The following is a 21,013-nucleotide window of genomic DNA, read 5'->3' as shown; positions in this document are numbered from 1 at the left end:
AAGCGGTCCCAGGGGCAGTTGAGACCGCCGCCCGACCGTGTTAGGGAGCCCCTGTCGCGGGTGTAGCTCAATGGTAGAGCAGCAGCCTTCCAAGCTGAATACGAGGGTTCGATTCCCTTCACCCGCTCCAAGGGTTGTATGCCGTCAGGCCCTCGTGCCAGCTAGCGCACTTGTGCGCCGCGCGGCTTGCCCAACTGAGCCGGTGGGGCGATCGAATGGCGGGAGGCGAAATCGATCAAGGCACTTCGCGCGGGACTTTCGGGCTGCAGCAAATCCTTGTGCGTGCCGAACAAGGTCGCGGCGACTTCGATCTCGCCCTGCCAGTTCGTGATCGCTGACGAAATTGCGACCAGCCCGGGAATGTAACGTCCGTCAACATACGCAACACGCTCCCGCCTGACTTTCATCGTCACGGCCTCGACACTTGCCAGATCGGGATTGAGATCCGGCCAGCTCACGCCGGCTGAAGCGGCGCGTTCGAGTTCGTTTTGCAGCCGCACGGCCAGCTGCGGCGACGGCAGATAGGACAGGAAGACGCGTCCGGTCGCGGAATCCAGCAAGGGAAACGTACTGCCGAGACCGATCGACGTGGTCGTCAGATGCGGCCCTCTCTCCAATCGGACGACGGTTGGGCCATTGTGGCTCCAGACGGCAAGCAGTGCGGCCTGCCCGGTCACCGTGGCCAATTCCTCGAGCTCGTCGGAGGCACGGACGACGAAGTTGTTCCGGCTGATGGCCGCGACCCCTAGCTCAGCTGCTTCGCGGCCGAGGTCGTAGCGGCCGGAACGCTCCTTCTGTACGGCAAGGCCTGCATGAATGAAGCTTGCCAGGTAGCGATGGACTTTGCTCGGCGGCATGCCGGCTTCGCGCGCGATATCCGACAGCGTCGCCGGCCCATCAAAGGATCGGAGGACTCGCAGGACAGAGAGTGCAGCGTCGAGAGCCTGGATGCCGCCGGGGGCTGTCCCGCCGCTCTCGTCATCAGTCTCTTTCGCCCGCGTTCGTTTCATCTCAACATGTCCCTGAACTCTTGCGGCACGCTCGCGCCGCGGAGTTCGCCTGTGTCCGTCACCGCTGCCCAGGCGCGCTGCTCGAAGCCGCTGGCAATCTGCACGTTCCCGACCGACAGCTTGTAGTCGATTCGAAACCGTCGCTCTTGCCACTCGGCGACCACTGCGCGGATCACCAGCTCATCGTCATAGCGCGCCGGCCCGACAAACTGGGCGCCGACATTGACCAGCGGTGTGACGCTTCTAAAGCGGCGCTTGAGTTCCCGTTGACTCAACCCATGCGTCCGCAGCCAGCGCTGATAGGTGCAGTCAAACCAATAGAAGTAATTGGGATAAAAGACGATTCCGGCTTCGTCGCAATCGCCCCATTCGATCGTGAAAGCTGTCTCAAACATCCGAATTCCTCCTTCAGCTCAACGTCGGCCATAAGTCTGATAGCGGTCGCTATTTCCATATACGGAAAATATTTCCCTATAGCGCAAGAAATATCTTGCGTATTACGAAATTGATTGCATAATACGCAATAAGAACAGCGACCAAAAGCAACAGGGAAGGGAAGCTCATGCGGCTCAGTCGCATTGCAGTGATGGGGGGCGGGCCTGCGGGCCTGTATTTCGCAGCCCTCTGGAAGCGTCGGCATCCCGAGGCCCATATCGATGTCTTCGAGCAGAATCCCGAAGGCGCGACCTGGGGCTTTGGCGTCGTCTTCTCCGACAAGGCGCTCGACTTCCTTCGCGCCGACGATCCGGAAACCGAGCAAGCCGTCTCGGCCCGCATGGAGACGTGGCGCGACATCACGCTCGTTCATCGCGGCGAACGCGTCGTGCTCGACGGCGTCGGATTCTCCGCGGTCGGGCGGCTCGATTTCATCACGCAATTGACCGGGCGTGCACGATCCGCCGGCGCGAATCTGCAGTTCGGGAAGCTCGTGCGCTCCGTTGACGAGCTCGCGGGATACGATTTGATCGTCGCCGCCGACGGTGTGAACTCGCTGGTGCGACGGAGCTATGAAGGCGATTTCAAGACCTCCCTGTCCTATGACGACAACAAGTTCGCCTGGTACGGCACCACCAAGCGCTTCGAGACCCTGACCCAGACCTTCGTCGAAACTGAATTCGGCTGCTTCAACGCCCATCACTATCGCTACTCTCCGGGCATGAGCACGTTCATCGTCGAGTGCGATCGGGCCACCTGGCTGCGCGCCGGCTTTGCGGAGAAGACGGAGGAAGAGAGCAGGGCGCTTTGCGAGAAGGTGTTTGCCGACACGCTCGACGGGCACCCGCTCGTCAACAACAAGTCGGTTTGGCGCAATTTTCCCTGGCTGTGGAACGACCGCTGGTCACATCGCAACATGGTTCTCGTCGGCGATGCGCTCCACACCGCGCATTTCTCGATCGGATCAGGCACGCGCCTTGCCCTCGAGGATGTCATTGCCCTCGTCAATGCGTTGGACGCTGAGCCCGGCAATCTCCGCCGTGCGCTGGAGAGCTACGAGGCCGTGCGCCGCCCGGTGGTGGAGAAGCTGGTCAAGGCCGCAAGGACCAGCGCAGCCTGGTATGAGCGCTTTGCCGACCACATGACTCTGGTTCCGCTGGATTTCGGCTACAGCTACATCACCCGTTCCGGCCGGATCGACGACAGTCAGCTCCGCGCGATGTCGCCGCGCTTCATGGCGCGCTACGACGCGCATTCCCTGGTCTCCAGCATCTAGTTGAGGAGCGCTCCCATGACGGACGGAATCGACCACGCGATCGTGGATCACGTGCCCGACGATGCGCCCTGCGCGCACGAGATCGGCTTCGAGATCGCCACGCGCTACAACGCCAGCGAGATCCTGTTCGACAATCTCGGCGCGGGCCGCGCCGACAAGGTTGCGATCTACACCGCGACCGGCAACACCAGCTATGGCGAGTTGTGCGCCAGGGCCGCCCAATGTGGCAACGCGCTTGCATCGCTCGGGCTGCGCCGTGGCGACCGCGTGCTCCTCCTGCTGAACGATACGGCGTCCTATCCTGCGGTGTTCTTCGGTGCGGTCCGTGCCGGCTTCGTGCCAATGCTGATCAACACGCTGTCACCCAAGGACCTCATCGGCTTCTACCTGCAGGATTCGGCCGCGCCGGTGGCCGTCATCGATGCCGAATATGCCGATCTTTTTGACCGGGAAACGGTCGGGCCAACGCAGCTGCATACCCTGGTGGTGCTCAACGGCGAGGTCGCGGGCGAGCCCCCGGTCAAGGTTATCGATGGCGACCGATGGTTTTCCCAATTTCCTGCCGAGCTGGATGCCGCGCCGACGTCCCGCGATGACATGGCGTTCTGGATGTACTCCTCCGGCAGCACCGGCCGGCCGAAGGGCATCGTGCATCTCCAGCACGACATGGCTTACACGGCCGACAGTTTCGGCCGTCACATCCTCGGCATCACCGAGCGCGACATCTGTTTCTCCGTGCCGAAGATTTTCTTCGCCTATGGTTTCGGCAATTCGATCACGTTCCCGTTCTCAGTCGGCGCCAGCACGGTGCTGCTCGCCGGGCGACCCGAGCCGGTGGGCGTTCTGGACATGATCGAACGGTTCAAGCCGACGCTCTTTTTCGGCCTGCCGACGCTCTACAACGCGCTGCTGCATCATCCACGCATCGAAACTGCCGACCTGTCGAGTGTGCGTCTCTGCCTGTCGGCCGCCGAAGTGCTGTCGCAGGACATTTTCAACGACTGGAAGCGGCGCTTCGGGCTCGAGATCGTCGAAGGGCTCGGATCGACCGAGGTGCTGCACATCTATCTGTCGAACACGCGCGAGCAGAAGAAGACCGGAACCGCCGGCAAGCGCGTGCCGGGCTATGAGATCCGACTAACCACGCCCGAAGGGAATCCCGTCACGCAAGGCGAGGAAGGCGTGATGTGGGTCCGCGGTCACTCCAATGCGCCGTGCTACTGGAACAGGACCGACAAGACCGAGCAGACCATGCGCGAGGAGGGATGGATCTGGACCGGCGACCGGCTGGTTGAGGATGCCGACGGCTTCTTCACCTTCGTCGGCCGCGTCGACGATCTCATCAAGGTGAGCGGCCAGTGGATCTACCCGGTCGAGATCGAGCTCTGCCTGTCCGACCATCCGGCGGTGCGCGAATGCGCGGTCCTTGGTCTCGAGCTTCCCGATCGCCGCATGACCACGAAAGCCTTCGTGATCCTTCGGGACGGTCATGCTGCGAGCGACGTGCTGACGCGGGAACTGCAGGACCACGTCAAGTCGAAGCTCCTTCCCTACAAATATCCACGCCTGATCGAATACCGGTCCGACCTGCCGAAAACGGGCACGGGCAAGATCGACCGACAACAGCTGCGTAGCGCACCGTTGGTGGCCTGAACGCCCAGCCGCCTTCTCCCAAGTCTTCTGAAAAGTCACCCGCCTGGAAACCCACGCTCACTGGAGTTCGTGATGTCCGCCGCTGATATCGTAGACGTTACCGAGGTCATCGAAGAGGCGCGGTTCGGACGCCTCCAGCTTCTGATCCTCGTGCTTTGCGCGTGGATCGCGCTGCTCGACGGTTTCGACACCCAGGCGATCGCCTATGTCGCGCCTGTCATCGCCGAGCAATGGGGGACCGCCATGGCCGGCTTCGGTCCGATCTTCGGCGCGGGCCTGGCCGGGCTCGCTGTAGGTGCCTTTGTCCTGAGCCCGGCGGCCGACCGGTTCGGCCGCAAGAGCGTGATCCTGCTGTCCGTGCTGCTGTTCGGCGTGTTCGCACTGATCACGGCGCGCGCGACCACGCTGAACGAGCTGCTGGTCTACCGCTTCCTGACCGGCCTCGGCCTCGGCGGAGCCATGCCCAACATCGTCGCGCTGACCAGCGAATACGCGCCAAAGCGAATGCGCGCGTTGCTCATTGCCATCATGTTCTGCGGCTTTCCGTTGGGCTCGACGATCGGCGGCCTGGTCAGCGCGCCACTGATCGGCACATTCGGCTGGCAGGCCGTGTTCGTCGTGGGCGGCGTGCTTCCGCTTCTCACCCTCATCGTGCTGTTCGCCTGGCTGCCTGAGTCGATCCGCTATCTCGTGACGCGCGACGTTGCGGACATCAGGATCGCGAAACTGCTCGCCAGGCTCGATCCGAACATCTCCGCGACCGCGGCCAGCCGCTATGTCGTGCATGGCTCGCAAGCGTCAGGATTCCCGGTGACGAAGCTTCTCGCCGAAGGCCGCGCATCCATGACGGTGCTGCTCTGGGTCGCGTTCTTCATGAACCTGCTCGTGATGTACTTCCTCGTGAACTGGATGCCTTCGCTGCTCAAGGCGAGTGGCTTGCCGCTCAACATCGCGATCCTCTCGACGGTGGTGCTGAACGCAGGGGGCGTCGTCGGTGCGATCGTTCTCGGCCGCTTCGTGGATCGGCTCGAGCCGTATCTGGTGCTCGGCGGCGCCTATCTGGCCTCGGCGCTCTTCATCGCGGGGATCGCATTCGGCTCGGCTAGCGTCTTGACGCTGATGATCTCGACCTTCCTCGCCGGCTTCGGCGTCGTCGGGGCGCAGATCGGCATGAACGCGCTGGCCGCCGGCCTCTATCCGACCGAGATCCGGTCCACCGGCGTGGGCTGGGCGCTGGGCGTGGGGCGCATCGGTTCGATCATCGGCCCGGTCGCGGGAGGCGTCCTGCTTGGCTTCGGATGGACTGCGCAGTCCGTCGTCCTGACCGCTGCGCTGCCGGCTGTGCTGGCGGGCCTCGCGGTGATCGCCCTGCGCCGGCGGGAGCCGTCGCTCAAGCTCGTGCCGTCCGCCGCGACGCTCCATCACTAACAGTGAGACAGACCATGTCCCATCAAGCCATCATGGCACCGACCGCCGACACGCCGGAGCGCCGCGCTTTCTACGACAAGATCGACAAGAGGAATCTGACGGCCCTGTGGCTGTCGCTGGCCGATCTCGTCACGCCCGAACCGAGAAGCGCGTGCCGCCCCGCGTCCTGGCGCTTCGACGAGATTCGCGCCTACATGCTCGAGGCCGGAGGCCTCATCACGGCCAAGGAGGCGGAGCGCAGGGTTCTCGTTCTCGAAAATCCGGGCTTGCGGGGCCAGTCGAAGATCACGACGGATCTCTATGCCGGCGTGCAGCTGGTAATGCCGGGCGAGGTCGCGCCGGCGCATCGTCATACCCAATCCGCGCTGCGCTTCATCCTCGAAGGCGAGGGCGCTTACACCGCGGTGAACGGCGAGCGCACCATCATGCACGAGGGCGACTTCATCATCACGCCGCCCTGGGCTTGGCACGATCATGGCAATCCCAGTGCCGATCCCGTGTTCTGGCTGGACGGCCTCGACATTCCCGTCATCCAGATGCTCGATACATCCTTCGCCGAACATCTCGACGTCGATGAACAGCCGATCACACGGCCGGTCGGCGACAGCGACGCCCGCTACGGCGTCAACCTGCTTCCGGTCGATCACAAGGGTGGTGGCGGCACCTCGCCGGTGTTCAACTATCCCTACGCACGCACGCGCGAGGCGCTCGAACGGCTGCGGCGCGCCGCCGCCTGGGATCCCTGTCACGGGCTCAAGATGCGCTACACCAATCCGATCACGGGCAATCACGCCATGGCGACCATGGCGACCTTCATCCAGCTCCTGCCCAAGGGCTTTGCGACCGCTTCCTACCGCTCGACGGATGCCACCGTGTTCGTGCCGATCGAGGGCAAGGGCCGCAGCGTCATCTCGTCGCGATCCGGCGAGGACATCGTGGTCGAGTGGGGCAAGCGCGACATTTTCGTCGTTCCTTCCTGGCATCGCGTGCGTCACGAGGCGGTCGATGGCGATGCTGTGATCTTCTCCTATTCCGATCGACCCATTCAGGAGGCCCTGCATCTTTTCCGAGAGGACCGCGGCAATGCCTAACGCCAATATGCACTCCGATTTCGTTCTGTCCCCGCCGCCGCTGGCGTCCGTCGCGGTCCACAATTCGGCGGCGCGCTTTCCGGTGCGTCGGATCATCTGCGTCGGCCGCAACTACGCGGCGCATGCCCGCGAGATGGGGCGCGATCCCGATCGCGAGCCGCCATTCTTCTTCATGAAGCCCGCCGATACCGTCGTCGACGACGGAACGACCGTCCCCTATCCGCCGCAGACCAGCAATTTCCACTACGAGATCGAGCTGATCGTCGCGATCGGGCAGGGCGGCACGGACATTCCTGTCGCGCGCGCGCTCGATCACGTCTGGGGCTACGGCGTCGGCATCGATCTGACCCGCAGGGATCTGCAGCTTCAGGCCCGCGAGCAGGGCCGTCCCTGGGACTGGGGCAAGGGCTTTGATCTGTCGGCGCCGATCGCCCCGCTGCGGCCGGTCTCGGAAGTCGGTCATCCCAACGCCGGCCGCATCTGGCTCGCCGTCGATGGTGCGCTCAAGCAGGACTCCGATATCTCCAAGCTGATCTGGCCCGTGCCGGACATCATCTCGATCTGCTCGCAGGCGATGGCTCTCAAGCCAGGCGACATCATCATGACCGGCACGCCCGAGGGCGTCGGCCCCGTTCAGCGGGGGCAAGTGATGACAGGCGGGATCGAGGGACTGGGCGAAATCAGAATACGCGTGGAATAGGACTGATAAAATTGACCAGAGCCGGGATTTCCGAAACGAGGTCGACGGCGGATAGGCCGTATCAACGATAGAAGCGTGTCGAACTGCTTGATTCCTTTCCCGCCATGGTGCTGCCGAATCCACGATCGAGAGGAGAAACCATGGGCAACTCGATATGGAGCGATAGCTTGCTGGCTGCTGAAGTATGGAAAGCGAGCAAGGGGCGAGGCGCCTCGACGGTGGTTTACACGCGATGAAATGAAGACCCGCCACGTGATTCCACTGGCGGGCCCGGCAGGACTCGAACCTGAATCCTGTTGCTTGCTCGGGGTCGGGTTTCACCAAACGACATCCGCGACCAGCTTGCTCCGTCCGGAGTTGATGATTTTCCGGCGTGATGGATGCATTGTATCGTTTGGCCGCTGAATCTGGGAGCCTCCTCCGTCATGTATCTCGGCATCGATCTCGGCACCTCCGCGGTCAAGACCGTTCTCGTCGACGCCAACCAGCGCGTGATTGCAAGCGAGAGCCGGGCGCTGACGATGGCATCGCCGCGTCAGGGTTATTTCGAGCAGGACCCCGCGCAGTGGATCGAGGCGACCTTTGCCACGCTGGACGCCTTGAAGGCGTCGCACGGGAAAGAGCTGGCGGCGGTGGAAGGCATCGGACTGTCCGGCCAGATGCATGGCGCCACGCTGCTCGATGCGAGCAATACGCCGCTGCGGCCTTGCATCCTCTGGAATGACGGACGCTCCGCCGCGGAATGTCGCATTCTGGAGCAGCGCTGGCCGGCCTTGCGGACCACCACAGGCAACAAGGCGATGCCAGGCTTCACGGCGCCAAAATTGCTGTGGATCGCCGCGCACGAACCCGAGATTTTTGCGGCGACGAGGCGCGTCCTGATGCCGAAGGCCTATCTGCGCCTGGTGTTGTCCGGCGAGGCGATCGAGGATGTCTCGGACGCCTCGGGCTCGCTGTGGCTGGACGCCGCGCGCCGGGACTGGTCGGATGCGGCATTGGCCGCGACCGGCCTGTCGCGCGCGCACATGCCGCGTCTGGTCGAGGGCTGCGCGCCCGCGGCCACGCTGCGCCGCGAGCTCGCGCAACGTTGGGGCATGGCCAAGCCGCCGACAATCGCGGGCGGCGCCGGCGACAATCCCGCGGGCGCCATCGGCATCGGCGCGATCAAGCCCGGAACCGCGTTCATCTCGCTGGGTACCTCGGGCGCGCTGCTGGCGCCCACCGACCACATTGCCGCCAATCCGGATCGTGTGGTCCATACCTTCTGCCACGCCATCCCCGGCATGTGGATTCAGGCCGGCGCGATCCTCTCGGCGGCCTCCTGCCTGGCCTGGGCCGCGCGCCTGTTCGGCGCCCCGGAGACCGAGCTGCTGGCGCCACTTGGCGCGCGGCCGAAAATGCCGTCCCCCGTGAGCTTCCTGCCTTATCTTGCGGGCGAGCGGACCCCGCACGATGATCCGACCGTCCGTGGCATGCTCGATGGTTTGAGCCACGCCACCGACCGCACGGCGATCGTGCAGGCCGTGCTCGAAGGCGTCGCCTTCGCGCTCGCCGATTGCCGCGACGCGCTCGGCGATGCCGGCATCGCGGTTGCGGAGGCCGATGCCATCGGCGGCGGTTCACAGTCGGGATTCTGGCTCGCGGTGCTCGCCGGCGTCTTGAATATTCCGATCCATCGTTTCGCCGACGGAGAAACCGGGGCGGCGTTCGGTGCGGCGAGATTGGGGCGGCTTGCGGTCACGGGCGAGGCAATCGCATCCGTCTGCACGCCACCGCAACGCATCGAGACCTTCGAGCCTGACCGCGTGCTGGTCGACGCGTACGCGGCGCGCCTGCCCGCATGGCGCGAACTGTATCGGCGGCGCCACTAGCATCACTTTGCGTCTGCATTTCTGTCTGTTCGCTGTTGCCCTGCGCTGCAGCCTTTTGTTTAATGCCCGGACCGCAAACGAAACGCGGACAGGGAAACGCATTGTGCGCCGGGAGGCACGATGAACGATCCAATCCTCGAGATGCGGGGAGTTTCAAAATCCTTCTTCGGCATCAAGGCGCTGCGCGCGGTTGACCTGACGGTCTATCCCGGCGAGGTTCACGCTTTGATGGGCGAGAACGGCGCCGGCAAATCGACTTTGATGAAAATCCTGTCGGGCGCCTATCGGCCCGATCCAGGCGGCGAAATCCGCATCGAGGGCAAGCCGGTGCGGATCGAAGGTCCGCTCGGCGGCCGGGCCGCCGGCATCTCGATCATCTATCAGGAACTGTCTTTGGCCCCCAATCTGAGCGTTGCGGAGAACATTTATCTCGGCCGCGAGATGTCGCGGTCGGGTTTGCTGGCGCGGGGGGCCATGCGCGAGGGCGTGGGCCCGATCCTGCAGCGGCTGGGCGCGGACTTCCTGCCGTCGACCCTGGTGGCGCATCTCTCCATGGGCCAGCGTCAGCTCGTCGAGATCGCGCGAGCGCTGCACGCGCGATCGAAAATCCTGATCATGGACGAGCCGACCACCGCGCTCTCGGCGGGCGAGAGCGAGCGGTTGTTTGCGCTGATCCGTCAGCTCCGCGCCGAGGGGCTCGCCATCATCTACATCTCGCACCGCATGGACGAGGTCTATGCGCTCGGCGACCGCGTCACCGTGCTGCGTGATGGCCGTCTGGTCGGCTCGCTCGACAAGCAGGACATCCGCGCTGATAGCATCGTCCGTATGATGGTCGGTCGCGACGTCTCGTCTTTCTACAAGAAGGACCATGATCCCAACGCCGGGAAGGGACACCCCGTGCTCACCGCGGTCGACATGGCCGACGGGCGGCGAGTCAGAGGCTGCTCGCTCACGGTGCACGCGGGCGAGGTGGTGGGGCTTGCCGGCCTGATCGGAGCCGGCCGCACCGAGCTTGCGCATCTCATCATCGGCGCGGCGCCGAAGATCTCGGGCCGTCTCGAACTTGAGGGCCAGCCAATCGACATCCGCACGCCCGGCGAGGCGCTGGAGGCGGGCATTGCCTATCTGACCGAGGACAGGAAGGCGCTCGGCCTGTTTCTCGACATGTCGTGTCTGGAGAATATCAATCTCGCCGTGCTGGGGCGCGATGCCAGGCTCGGCTGGTTCCTGGACCGCGACAAGGCGCGCGAGCGCGCCGACAGGGCCTTTGCGGGATTGAGCATCCGCGCCGCCAATGTCGGCGTTCCCGCAGGTGGCCTCTCCGGCGGCAACCAGCAGAAGCTGCTGTTGTCGCGGCTTCTCGCCATTGCGCCAAAGGTCCTGATTCTGGACGAGCCGACGCGCGGCGTCGACGTCGGCGCCAAGTCGGAGATCTATTCGATCATCGACAATCTGGCCAAGGTCGGCACCGCGATCCTTGTCATCTCGTCCGATCTACCTGAAATCATCGGGATCTGCGACCGCGTCATCGTGATGCGATCGGGGGCCATCGCGGGCGAGGTCATCCGCGGCCCGACTTCGCCGCTCACACAAGAGGACATCATGGCGCTTGCCACGGGGATGGAGCATCTCGATGCCTGACAATGCTGCTTCGAAGGCTCAACCCGCCCCGACGATGACCAATGGGGGCGCCGCAGAGGCGAAACGCCAGCGGGTGAGAGTGCTGATCAGTGCACTCGGCATGCTGCCGGTGCTGCTGATCCTCTGCATCGGTTTTCACTTTCTGTCCGACGGCCGTTTCTTCACCGGACAGAATCTCGGCATCGTCCTCCAGCAGGCCGCGGTGAACACCGTGCTCGCCGCCGGAATGACCTTCGTCATTCTCACCGGTGGCATCGATCTGTCGGTCGGCTCGATCCTGGCGGCGTCGGCAATGGCCGGCCTGACGATTTCGAAACTGCCCGATCTAGGTGCGCTTTGGCTGCCGGTCGCCGTTCTCACCGGTCTTGGCTTCGGCGTCGTCAATGGTGCGCTGATTGCGCTGTTGCGCCTGCCGCCTTTCATTGTCACCCTGGGCTCGCTCACCGCTGTGCGCGGCCTGGCGCGGCTGCTCGGCGCCGACACCACGGTGTTCAATCCGTCCATCCCCTACGCCTTCATCGGCAACGGTTCTCTGACGCTCGTGCCAGGCGTCGCGTCGATCCCGTGGCTCTCGGTGATCGCGCTGCTTGTCATCTTCGTCTCGTGGCTCGTGCTGCGACGGACCGTGCTCGGCGTGCACATCTATGCGGTGGGGGGCAATGAGAGTGCGGCGCGGCTTGCCGGCATCAAGGTCTGGGGCGTCCTGATCTTCGTCTATGGCGTGTCGGGATTGCTGGCGGGATTGGGCGGCGCCATGCAAGCGGCGCGACTGTATGCGGCCAACGGCCTGCAACTCGGCCAGAGCTACGAGCTCGACGCCATCACCGCGGTTATCCTCGGGGGCACGTCTTTCGTCGGCGGCATCGGTTCGATCTGGGGGACGCTGATCGGCGCGCTGATCATCGCCGTGCTCTCGAACGGCCTGATCCTCGTCGGTGTCTCCGACATCTGGCAATATGTGATCAAGGGCCTCGTGATCATTGGCGCCGTCGCGCTGGATCGCTATCGGCTGCAAGGCTCTGCCAGAACTTGAAGGCTCCGCCAGAAACCTGAAGGCTCCGCCGGAGCCTGAAGGGACCACGATGTGATACGAAATTCCGCTGCGGCAACTGGTCTGCCGTGCCGGGCTTGAAGACAGACCAGGGAGGAAGCAAATGTTGAAGAAGACCACGCTCGCCGGCGCCGCGATGGCGCTCGTCCTGACCACCGCGCCGTCCTTCGCCAAGGAGCTCAAATCGATCGGCGTCTCGCTGGGGTCGATGGGCAACCCGTTCTTCGTGGCGCTATCGAAGGGCGCCGAGTTCGAGGCCAAGAAGACCAATCCCAACGTGAAGATCACCACTGTCGGTTTCGAATACGACCTTGGCAAGCAGGTGACGCAGATCGACAATTTCATCGCCGCTGGCGTCGACCTGATCCTGTTGAACCCCGGAGATCCCAAGGCGATCGGACCTGCGATCAAGAAGGCACAGGCGGCAGGCATCGTCGTCGTTGCTGTCGACACCGCGGCCGAGGGCGCCGATGCCACCGTAACCACCAACAACGTCCAGGCCGGAGAGATCTCGTGCCAGTACATCGTCGACAAGCTCGGCGGTAAAGGCGACGTCATCATCGAGAACGGACCGCAGGTCTCCGCCGTGATCGACCGCGTCACCGGCTGCAAGAACGTGTTCGCGAAAAATTCCGGTATCAAAGTGCTGTCCAGCGACCAGGACGGCAAGGGCTCGCGCGAAGGCGGTCTCACTGTCGCCCAAGGTTATCTGACCCGCTTCTCCAAGATCGATGCCATCTTCGCCATCAACGATCCGCAGGCGATCGGCACCGATCTTGCGGCGAAGCAGCAAAACCGCAGCGGCATCATCATCACCTCTGTCGACGGCGCACCCGACATCGAGGCGGCGCTCAAGGATCCGGCATCGCCGCAGATCCAGGCCTCAGCCTCGCAGGATCCGTTCTTCATGGCACGGCGCGCCGTCCAGCTCGGCGTCGGCATCCTCAACGGGCAGAAGCCGGCCTCGCCTGTCGAGCTGCTGCCGTCGAAGCTCGTCACCCGCGACAATATCAAGGATTACAAGGGCTGGACCTCGGATCGTTCGCAGTAGAACGGGCTGCGAGAAGCGGCGATCCTCTCACGGGATCGCCGTCCATTCGTATGGCGTGGAGGCCACGAGCACCGGCGTGACGACGAATTGCGTGAGCGCATGCAGCGCCAGCAGCGTCCCGTAGAGCGCAGATACGTTATCCGTGCCGGCTATGACACGCAGCAGGTTTGGCAGGGTCGGGAAGATCAGCGCGATGCCTGATGCCTCGAGGGCGGCGCAAGCGAGGATCGCGACGAGCGGCCGGCTCACGGGATTTCGTCGCCGGTCAGTCAGCTGACGGTTTCCGGAAGCGCTGATGATGCAAGCGACAGATCCTCCGCGGAGCGAATGGGGGCGCTCATGTCAGGCGCAGTCCAGCTGACGCCCGCAGCTTCCACCGCGAGAGCGACGGCCTCGTCATTTTCGGCTGGCATCGCGGTCAGGATGTCCGGGCGCTGGCGTTGCGCGATCGCGAAATAGGGATCGTTGGGGACGGGGTGCCAGAGCCAATAGGCCACGGGCTGCGCTGCCGTGAAGCCATCGACATGAGCCGCGACCTCTTGCGTGAATTCGGACGCTGCGGCCTGAACAGGCATCCATGTCCGATATGCGATCGGGGCGAGAATGTTCATCGAAAACCCCGTCGCATCACGGCGCGACGCAAAGCCGGGCAGAACCAGGGTGCCTGTCCGTGCATAGCGCGCAGGCCCGGGTGGATAGCGAAAATCGGAGTCATGGCTCTTGACGGTGATCCCGGCGTATTTGCCACTCGGGTAGACGTCCACGACCATGAAGACGACGCCGTTGTTCTGGAGGACCCTCGAGATCTCGGCTCCGGTGTTGCGACGTGCGAACGCGATCGGAGTGGCCGCGGTCGCGCTTCGCCCGGCGTAAATCCACCGCTCGGTCGGGGTCGGCTGCCGGCCGATCGAATAGACGAAGCCGACGTTGAAGCCACGGTCTTTGAGATGTGCCGCGAACAGTTCGAGGCTCCCGATGTGGGGCACGGCAATGATGCAGCCGTTACGCGATTGTGAGAGCGCCCGCGCGAGACGATCGAGCGCCTTTTTCGGAATCCTGGCTTCGAGCCCCATGGCCCTGTCGCGATCCTGCTGAAGATTGGCGAGGTCGAACAGGACGGTGACCCAGGCAGCCAAACCGTCGATCACATGATCTGATGTCGCAGTGCCGCGGCGAATGATGCTCTGCCGCAGGAACATGTTGTTGCCCATCGTGCTCGGCATGCTCGCGATCAGACTTGCGATCTCGCGCGCAACCTCGATCTGGCGCGCAACGGGAACGATGGCGGCCAGCCGATCGACGAGGTTCACGACGGCAGTCTGGATGTCCCCGGGCTCACGGCGAAACGGGCGCGGATTCGCCTCGCGCGGTTCGATCCCTGCCGTTGCTTCCCGCAGCGTCACTGGCCCCCCGAATTCGCCCAAATATCTCGGGAAAATCACATCATACAAATGTTACCAGCTTCTCAAGGTCTTGCCTTCAGCGAGCGGCGGCAGCTTTGGCCTCGCGGCTGGAATCCTCGGAAAGAGAACGGTTTAGCGCCATAGTGGGTTGACCCCGGCGGACGATGTGTCAGAGAAGGACAGCTTTCGGCCGGAGCTGGAAGTAGGCCCGGTCGGGCAGTTTGGGAGCATTTGCGGATATGGCTGAGCGGATCGCTCTCATCACCGGCGTGACCGGGCAAGACGGGGCTTATCTCGCCGAGCATTTGCTGTCGCTCGGCTACGTCGTCCACGGCATCAAGCGGCGCTCGTCCTCGTTCAACACCGCGCGCGTCGATCACCTCTACCAGGATCCGCATGTCGGCAACGTGCCGTTCCTGATGCATTACGGCGACATGACGGATTCGACCAATCTGATCCGGCTGATGCAGCAGATCCGCCCAACCGAGATCTACAATCTCGCCGCCCAGAGCCATGTCGCCGTCAGCTTCGAGAGCCCGGAATACACCGCCAACGCTGATGCCATCGGCGTGCTGCGCCTGCTGGAAGCAATCCGCATCCTCGGCATGGAGAAGGAGACGCGGTTCTACCAGGCCTCGACCTCCGAGCTTTACGGTCTCGTGCAGGAGATCCCGCAGAAGGAGACCACGCCGTTCTATCCGCGCTCGCCTTACGGCGTCGCCAAACTCTATGGCTATTGGATCACGGTGAACTACCGCGAAGCCTACGGCATGTTTGCCAGCAACGGCATCCTGTTCAACCATGAGAGTCCGGTCCGTGGCGAAACCTTCGTCACCCGCAAGATCACCCGCGGCGTCGCGCGAATCGAGGTTGGGCTGGAGGAGACACTCTATCTCGGCAATCTCGAGGCCAAGCGCGACTGGGGCCATGCCAAGGACTATGTCGAGGGCATGCATATGATCCTGCAAGCCGACAAGCCCGACGACTTCGTGCTCGCCACCGGCGAGACGCGGTCGGTGCGTGAGATGGTCGAGCGGTCCTTTGCCTATGTCGGCCGCCGCGTCGAATGGCGCGGCAAGGGCGTCGACGAGATCGGCGTCGATGCCATCAGCGGCAAGACGGTGGTGAAGATCGATCCGGCCTATTTCCGCCCGACCGAGGTCGATCTCCTCGTCGGCGACGCCAGCAAGGCGCAAAAGGTGCTCGGCTGGAAACCGAAGCGGACTTTTGTGCAACTCGTCGAAGAGATGATGGCGAGCGATCTGGCTGAGGCCAAACGGGACATTGCAAATGGCAAGCGTACCGTTTGAGCTCGAGGGCAGAAGCGTCTACGTCGCCGGCCATCGCGGCATGGTCGGCAGCGCGATCGTACGCCGGCTGGCGCGGGAGAATGTGAATCTCGTCACCGTCGAGCGTCGCGAGGTCGATCTCTGCAACCAGGCCGCCGTGTTCGATTGGTTCGCGCGCGTGCGGCCGCAGGTGATCTTCCTAGCCGCGGCCAAGGTCGGCGGCATCGTCGCCAATAACACGCTGCGCGCCGAGTTCATCTACGACAACATCGCGATCGCCGCGAACGTGATCCACGCCGCGCATGTGAACCGCGCCGAGAAGCTGATGTTCCTCGGCTCGTCCTGCATCTATCCGAAGCTGGCGCCGCAGCCGCTGCGCGAGGACTCGGTGCTTTCAGGCCCGCTGGAGCCCACCAACGAGCCTTATGCGATCGCCAAGATTGCCGGCATCAAGATGGCGGAAGCCTATCGCAGCCAATATGGCAGCGACTTCATCAGCGTGATGCCGACGAATCTCTACGGTCCCGGCGACAATTATCACCCTGAATTGAGCCACGTCGTCGCGGCGCTGATCCGGCGCTTTCACGAGGCCAAGCTGTCGGGCGCAAAGACCGTCGCGGTCTGGGGCACCGGCACGCCCCGGCGCGAGTTTCTCTATGTCGACGACATGGCGGATGCCTGCGTCCATTTGATGAAGACCTATTCCGGCGCGGAACTGATCAACATCGGCACCGGCGAAGACATCGCCATTGCCGAGTTCGCGCGCATGGTCGCCGAGATCGTCGGCTATCGCGGCGAGATCGGTTTCGACACCTCGCGTCCCGACGGCACGCCGCGCAAGCTGCTCGATATCAGCCGCCTCGACAAGCTTGGCTGGCGCGCGACGACGTCGCTTCACGACGGCTTGAAACGCGCATACGAGGCGTATCAGGCGACTGTGCCGGTTCCGGCGCAGTCCTAGGAACCTTCACTGCAAGCAGGAGTTGGCGGCTCGGGCAGGACGAAAAGTCACACGAGGCCGTCAGTGCAAGACATCGTGCGCGTGCGCTCGACCGCGCAAATCGCGGGCCATCCCATTCATCCGATGCTGGTGCCGATCCCGATCGTGTGCTTCATCGGTGCGCTGCTGACCGACATCACCTATGTCGTGTCTGCCGAGATCATGTGGGCGGATTTCTCCGCCTGGCTTCTCCTCGCCGGAGTTATCTTCGGCGCACTGGCCGCGATCGCCGGCCTGACCGACTTCCTCGGCAATCGCCTGGTGCGTGCGCGGGCGCCGGCGTGGCCGCATCTGATTGGCAACGTCGCGGCGATGATCCTTGCGATCATCAATGCGCTCATTCACACGCGTGATGCCTGGACTTCGGTGTGGCCATGGGGGCTCGTTCTTTCGGTCCTCACCGTGCTGATCCTGCCGGTTACCGGCTGGCTCGGCTGGGCCATGGTGTACCGCCACGGTGTGGGAGTTGCGCGATGATGCCTTTCGTTATACGCGCGCTGTTGTCCGCTTCACTCCTGGGCCTGCTCGCCGGCTGCAATGACGGCAGTGGCGATCCGAAGGCGCAAGTTGGCGCCAATCCCGTACTCCCCGATATCCAGCAATACCTGCTGCCGCCGATGCACATCGCCCGCATCGTTGGCTGGAAGAAGGACGAGACGCCTGATGTCGCGCAGGGCTTGCAGGCCAAGGCGTTCGCGACCGGCTTGCAGCATCCGCGTTCGCTCTACGTGTTGCCCAACGGCGACGTGCTGGTGGTCGAGTCCAAGGCGCCGAAGGCTGCCGCGATCAAGCGGCCCAAGGAGATCGTGATGGGCTTTGTCGAATCCTGGGCGACCTCCGGCGGCGACACCGGCGAGAGCAACCGCATCACGTTGCTGCGCGATAGCAACGGCGACGGCGTGCCTGATACGCGAAGCGTCTTCCTCGATCACCTCAACTCGCCGTTCGGCGTCGCGCTTGTCGGCAACGATCTCTATGTCGCCAACACCGACGCGATCGTGAAATATCCCTACACCGAAGGCGACACCAGGATCACCACGTCGGGCACGGTGTTGACCCCGCTGCCGGGCGGCCCCATCGACCATCACTGGACCAAGAGCCTCGTCGCAAGTCCCGACGGCTCGAAGCTGTACGTCGGCGTCGGCTCCAACAGCAACATCACCGAGAACGGCATGGAGGCCGAACACAATCGCGCCGACATTCTCGAGGTCGACCGCGCCAGCGGCCGCTGGCGCATCTTTGCCAGCGGCCTGCGCAATCCCAACGGCCTCAGCTTCGAGCCGCAGACCGGCGCGCTGTGGACGGTGGTGAACGAGCGCGACGAGCTCGGTCCCGATCTCGTGCCTGATTACATGACCTCGGTGAAGGACGGCGGCTTCTATGGCTGGCCCTACAGTTATTTCGGCCAGCACGTCGATCCGCGCGTCAAGCCGCAGCGGCCGGACCTGGTCGCCAAGGCGATCGTGCCCGATTATGCGCTGAGTTCGCATGTCGCCCCGCTCGGGCTTGCTTTCTCCAGCGGCAGCAAACTGCCGGAAGCGTATCGCAACGGCGCCTTCGTCGGCGAGCATGGCAGTTGGAACCGGCAAGTCCTGAACGGTTACAAGGTCGTCTATGTGCCATTTACGGATGGCAAGCCGAGCGGCCCCGCGCAGGACGTCGTCACTGGTTTCCTCGACAAGGACAACCATGCACGCGGCCGTCCTGTCGGCGTTGCCTTCGACAAGTCAGGCGCACTGCTGGTCGCCGATGACAGCGGCAATACGGTGTGGCGGGTGACGGCGGCGCATCCGCAAGTGACGCAGCGATAGGCAAGCCGCGCAGCGACAGGAGAGGGACGATGGGCCTTGCCCAATACGCGATTGTGCCGGTCGAAAACGAGTGGGGCGTGCTTCATGACGGCAACGTCAAGAGCAAATACGCCACCAAGGAAGCCGCGTTCGAGTCGGCGGTTGCCGCAGCCTCCCTGGCACTTCGTGAGGGCCACGAGGTGCATGTCAGCGTGCCCGGCCGCGAGGTGGACGAGAACGCGCTCGGAATCTAGCTACCTCACACGATCAGCCGGCCGCGCCGCCTGGCAATTCCGATCGTGACCTCGGCGCCCGCGTTGAAATCAAGACGGTCGGTTTCGACGCCGTCGCTGAAGATGACGCCGTTCTCCGCCATCAGCGATCGGATGCGCAACTGCTCATCGGAGACGAGGCGGCCGCAGACGAGATGGGTCTGCGAGTGCCGGCTCGGGAAGGGCTCGCGCACTGCAAAGCGCAGCTCCGCGGCGTCCCAGGGCAGGGCCTCGTACTCGCCCCGCGAGGAAGGCTGGCCAAAGCTTCCGGCGATGGCCAGCGAGCCGGTGACGATGCTCTTGAACCAGGCGGTCGATCCGAGCCCGGTCGAGACGATCAGCCCACTCGAGGATTGTCGCTCCGTCATTCCGCCGGCCGCGATCTCGTAGATCGCCGAAACATGCGTGCGGGCGCCGATGAAGAGGTCGTTCACGGCATGGAGCACCTGCCCATCGCTGAGCCGGGCTTCCGCCATTGTCACGGCCTGGCTGTTGCGCTTGTCGGCGGCGACGTCAGGCAGCAGTTTGGCGAGGTCGCGCGGTGCAAAGGGAAGCAGGATACCGTCGTAGCGTGTGGAATCCGGGTTGAGGCCGATCAGCGGATGGCCATCGAGATATTTCATGGTGTTGGCGACGACGCCGTCCTGGCCGAGCGCGACCACGATGTCATCGGGCGCAAAGATGAAGTTCGGCAGGAAGCCGCGCTCGATCACCTGATAGCGCCCCCATTGCTCGAGCACCTGAAGCGTCGCGTGCCGCTGCGCCTGATAGACCTCGTGCTCCCTCTCATAGTCGGAGAAATCGGCGCCGAGATGCTCGACGTAGAAGCGCGCCTGCGCCGCCGTCAGGTAACGCGCGACCAGGTCTTCCAGCCTGGTCCTGCGCGTTACCAGTACGATCTTGCGGTCATTGGCGGCGGACATTGGCGGCCTCAGGCTTCGGCTTTTCGATCAACTGGCTGAGCAGGTCGGGCGAGACATTGAGCTGGCCGATCTTCTCGGCCTTCTCGGCGATGCCGGAGAAGGCCTGTGCGATCAGCTGGCCCGGCTGCATGCCGGCGGCGGCGAGCGCCTGGATCACGCGGGTGTCGACGCCCTCGAAGATCTTCATCAGCGCGCCGACACGATAGGCCTCGGCGTCGGCGAGCGTCCGGGTGTTCTCGGCGTTGAGGCCGACGAAATCCTTGCGCTTGCCTTCCAGCACGATATCGGCGGCCATGCCGGCCTGGCGTAGCTCGTTGCGCTTGGCGGCAACGCTCGCCTCGGCATCCATCTGGGTCTCGCGAATGGACCTCTTCTTCTGCTCGACTGCGATCTCGGTGTCGAGCTCGCTCTCGCGAATGGCGCGCTCCTGCTCGACGGCGAAGTTGCGCCGCGCGAAGATCGCCTCGTCCGCGTTCTTCAGGATCGCTTCCCGCGCCTGCGCCTCCAGCGCCTTGGCGGTATCAGGCGTCGGCTTGATGCCGCGGATCGAGACGCCCAGGATTTCGAGGCCGAGCGCTTCGATGTCGGCGCGGCCCCGCAAGCCGCCGGCGATAATATCGGCGATGCGGTCGGACGCCTGCAGCGCGTCCTTCAACGTCAGCTCCTTGATCGCCTGCTGCGCGAGCACCTCGACCGTGCCGAGAATGCGTTCGGGCAGCTTCTCCGGATCGTCGGTCTCATAGGTCTTGCCGTCCGGCTTCAGGGTGAAGTCGAGCATCGAGGCCGCCTTCTTCGGCTCGCTAACGCGATAGGTGACGTGGCCTTGCACGGTCAGGGTCTGAAAGTCGCGCGCGATCTGTTGGAAAATGAAGGAGGCGTCGCGGCTGCCAACGGGCACGGCGACGAGGGTGGTCACCGGCGCATAGTACAGGGTGGAGAGGCCGGTGCCCTCGGCGACGACGGCGCCGGCGCGATACTTCATCAGGTAAGTGGTGGGCTGGGCCTTGATAAATCGGATGCCGAACATGGCTGTCTCCAATGATGTGTATAAGTTGGTCTGAGCAACTAAGTAAGTTGGACTGTACAACTAACTATGGTACTGTCAATGCCGAACAGGGGAGGCTGG

General features: G+C 63.8%; 20 protein-coding genes and 1 tRNA gene. 15 read left to right on the top strand and 6 right to left on the bottom strand.

Annotation, left to right across the window (positions count from 1 at the left end; all coding sequences use genetic code 11):
* Positions 1-56 precede the first annotated feature (56 nt).
* Positions 57-130 (top strand) — tRNA-Gly (locus XH88_RS24375).
* Positions 131-161: 31 nt separating this feature from the next.
* Here XH88_RS24375 and XH88_RS24370 read toward each other — a convergent pair.
* Complete coding sequence (locus XH88_RS24370; protein ID WP_271670799.1) at positions 162-1,010, bottom strand: IclR family transcriptional regulator; 849 nt, start codon at positions 1,008-1,010, stop codon at positions 162-164.
* A complete protein-coding gene (locus XH88_RS24365; RefSeq protein WP_271670798.1) occupies positions 1,007-1,405 on the bottom strand; it encodes an acyl-CoA thioesterase in 399 nt (132 codons plus the stop codon). The genes XH88_RS24370 and XH88_RS24365 overlap by 4 nt, the downstream gene beginning before the upstream one ends.
* Positions 1,406-1,572: 167 nt before the next feature.
* Here XH88_RS24365 and XH88_RS24360 point away from each other — a divergent pair, with 167 nt between their 5' ends.
* The 9 genes from XH88_RS24360 to XH88_RS24320 all read left to right on the top strand — a co-directional run bounded on the left by XH88_RS24360 (position 1,573) and on the right by XH88_RS24320 (position 13,210).
* The gene (locus tag XH88_RS24360) at positions 1,573-2,721 is read left to right on the top strand and encodes an FAD-dependent monooxygenase (protein WP_271670797.1); all 1,149 of its coding nucleotides are present in this window, start codon (positions 1,573-1,575) and stop codon (positions 2,719-2,721) included.
* A gap of 15 nt (positions 2,722-2,736) precedes the next feature.
* On the top strand, positions 2,737-4,374 hold the full coding sequence (locus XH88_RS24355; RefSeq protein WP_271670796.1) for a benzoate-CoA ligase family protein: 1,638 nt from the start codon (positions 2,737-2,739) through the stop codon (positions 4,372-4,374).
* 72 nt (positions 4,375-4,446) lie between these two features.
* Entirely contained in the window at positions 4,447-5,802 is a 1,356-nt protein-coding gene (locus XH88_RS24350; RefSeq protein ID WP_271670795.1) for an MFS transporter, read from the top strand.
* A 14-nt stretch (positions 5,803-5,816) separates the two neighbouring features.
* Complete coding sequence (gene gtdA, locus XH88_RS24345) at positions 5,817-6,893, top strand: gentisate 1,2-dioxygenase (protein ID WP_271670794.1); 1,077 nt, start codon at positions 5,817-5,819, stop codon at positions 6,891-6,893.
* The gene (locus tag XH88_RS24340; protein ID WP_271670793.1) at positions 6,886-7,593 is read left to right on the top strand and encodes a fumarylacetoacetate hydrolase family protein; all 708 of its coding nucleotides are present in this window, start codon (positions 6,886-6,888) and stop codon (positions 7,591-7,593) included. The genes gtdA and XH88_RS24340 overlap by 8 nt, the downstream gene beginning before the upstream one ends.
* Before the next feature lie 425 nt (positions 7,594-8,018).
* A complete protein-coding gene (gene xylB / locus XH88_RS24335; RefSeq protein WP_271670792.1) occupies positions 8,019-9,464 on the top strand; it encodes a xylulokinase in 1,446 nt (481 codons plus the stop codon).
* 120 nt (positions 9,465-9,584) lie between these two features.
* Positions 9,585-11,108: a sugar ABC transporter ATP-binding protein gene (locus tag XH88_RS24330; protein WP_271670791.1), complete on the top strand. Its 1,524-nt coding sequence runs from the start codon at positions 9,585-9,587 to the stop codon at positions 11,106-11,108.
* The gene (locus XH88_RS24325; RefSeq protein ID WP_271670790.1) at positions 11,101-12,141 is read left to right on the top strand and encodes an ABC transporter permease subunit; all 1,041 of its coding nucleotides are present in this window, start codon (positions 11,101-11,103) and stop codon (positions 12,139-12,141) included. The genes XH88_RS24330 and XH88_RS24325 overlap by 8 nt, the downstream gene beginning before the upstream one ends.
* 121 nt (positions 12,142-12,262) lie before the next feature.
* A complete protein-coding gene (locus XH88_RS24320) occupies positions 12,263-13,210 on the top strand; it encodes an ABC transporter substrate-binding protein (protein ID WP_271670789.1) in 948 nt (315 codons plus the stop codon).
* Positions 13,211-13,237: 27 nt separating this feature from the next.
* On the opposite strand, the gene XH88_RS24315 is transcribed toward XH88_RS24320, so the two are convergent.
* Entirely contained in the window at positions 13,238-13,459 is a 222-nt protein-coding gene (locus XH88_RS24315; RefSeq protein ID WP_271670788.1) for a hypothetical protein, read from the bottom strand.
* 20 nt (positions 13,460-13,479) lie between these two features.
* On the bottom strand, positions 13,480-14,520 hold the full coding sequence (locus XH88_RS24310) for a lysophospholipid acyltransferase family protein (protein ID WP_271670787.1): 1,041 nt from the start codon (positions 14,518-14,520) through the stop codon (positions 13,480-13,482).
* Between the two features lie 332 nt (positions 14,521-14,852).
* Between XH88_RS24310 and gmd the strand changes: the two genes are divergently transcribed.
* The 5 genes from gmd (at position 14,853) to XH88_RS24285 (ending at position 18,946) form a co-directional block, all read left to right on the top strand.
* A complete protein-coding gene (gene gmd / locus XH88_RS24305) occupies positions 14,853-15,923 on the top strand; it encodes a GDP-mannose 4,6-dehydratase (RefSeq protein ID WP_271670786.1) in 1,071 nt (356 codons plus the stop codon).
* The gene (gene fcl / locus XH88_RS24300) at positions 15,904-16,863 is read left to right on the top strand and encodes a GDP-L-fucose synthase (protein ID WP_271670785.1); all 960 of its coding nucleotides are present in this window, start codon (positions 15,904-15,906) and stop codon (positions 16,861-16,863) included. Before gmd ends, fcl begins: the two co-directional genes overlap by 20 nt.
* Before the next feature lie 63 nt (positions 16,864-16,926).
* Positions 16,927-17,379: a DUF2231 domain-containing protein gene (locus XH88_RS24295; protein WP_271670784.1), complete on the top strand. Its 453-nt coding sequence runs from the start codon at positions 16,927-16,929 to the stop codon at positions 17,377-17,379.
* Positions 17,376-18,713 carry a PQQ-dependent sugar dehydrogenase gene (locus XH88_RS24290; protein WP_271670783.1) on the top strand — a complete coding sequence of 446 codons (1,338 nt, stop codon included), beginning with the start codon at positions 17,376-17,378 and terminating at the stop codon, positions 18,711-18,713. Before XH88_RS24295 ends, XH88_RS24290 begins: the two co-directional genes overlap by 4 nt.
* A 29-nt stretch (positions 18,714-18,742) precedes the next feature.
* Positions 18,743-18,946 (top strand): hypothetical protein, encoded by a 204-nt coding sequence (locus XH88_RS24285; RefSeq protein ID WP_271670782.1) that lies wholly within the window; start codon positions 18,743-18,745, stop codon positions 18,944-18,946.
* Positions 18,947-18,951: 5 nt separating this feature from the next.
* On the opposite strand, the gene XH88_RS24280 is transcribed toward XH88_RS24285, so the two are convergent.
* Together XH88_RS24280 and XH88_RS24275 are read right to left on the bottom strand one after the other, a co-directional pair.
* On the bottom strand, positions 18,952-19,887 hold the full coding sequence (locus XH88_RS24280) for a sugar kinase (RefSeq protein ID WP_271670781.1): 936 nt from the start codon (positions 19,885-19,887) through the stop codon (positions 18,952-18,954).
* A complete protein-coding gene (locus XH88_RS24275) occupies positions 19,871-20,914 on the bottom strand; it encodes an SPFH domain-containing protein (protein WP_271670780.1) in 1,044 nt (347 codons plus the stop codon). The genes XH88_RS24280 and XH88_RS24275 overlap by 17 nt, the downstream gene beginning before the upstream one ends.
* Positions 20,915-21,013: the final 99 nt, after the last annotated feature.

The organism is Bradyrhizobium sp. CCBAU 51627 (assembly GCF_028128765.1).
Lineage (GTDB): Bacteria > Pseudomonadota > Alphaproteobacteria > Rhizobiales > Xanthobacteraceae > Bradyrhizobium.
Note: the sequence above shows the minus strand (reverse complement) of the source record. Positions and strands in the feature narration are given on the sequence as shown.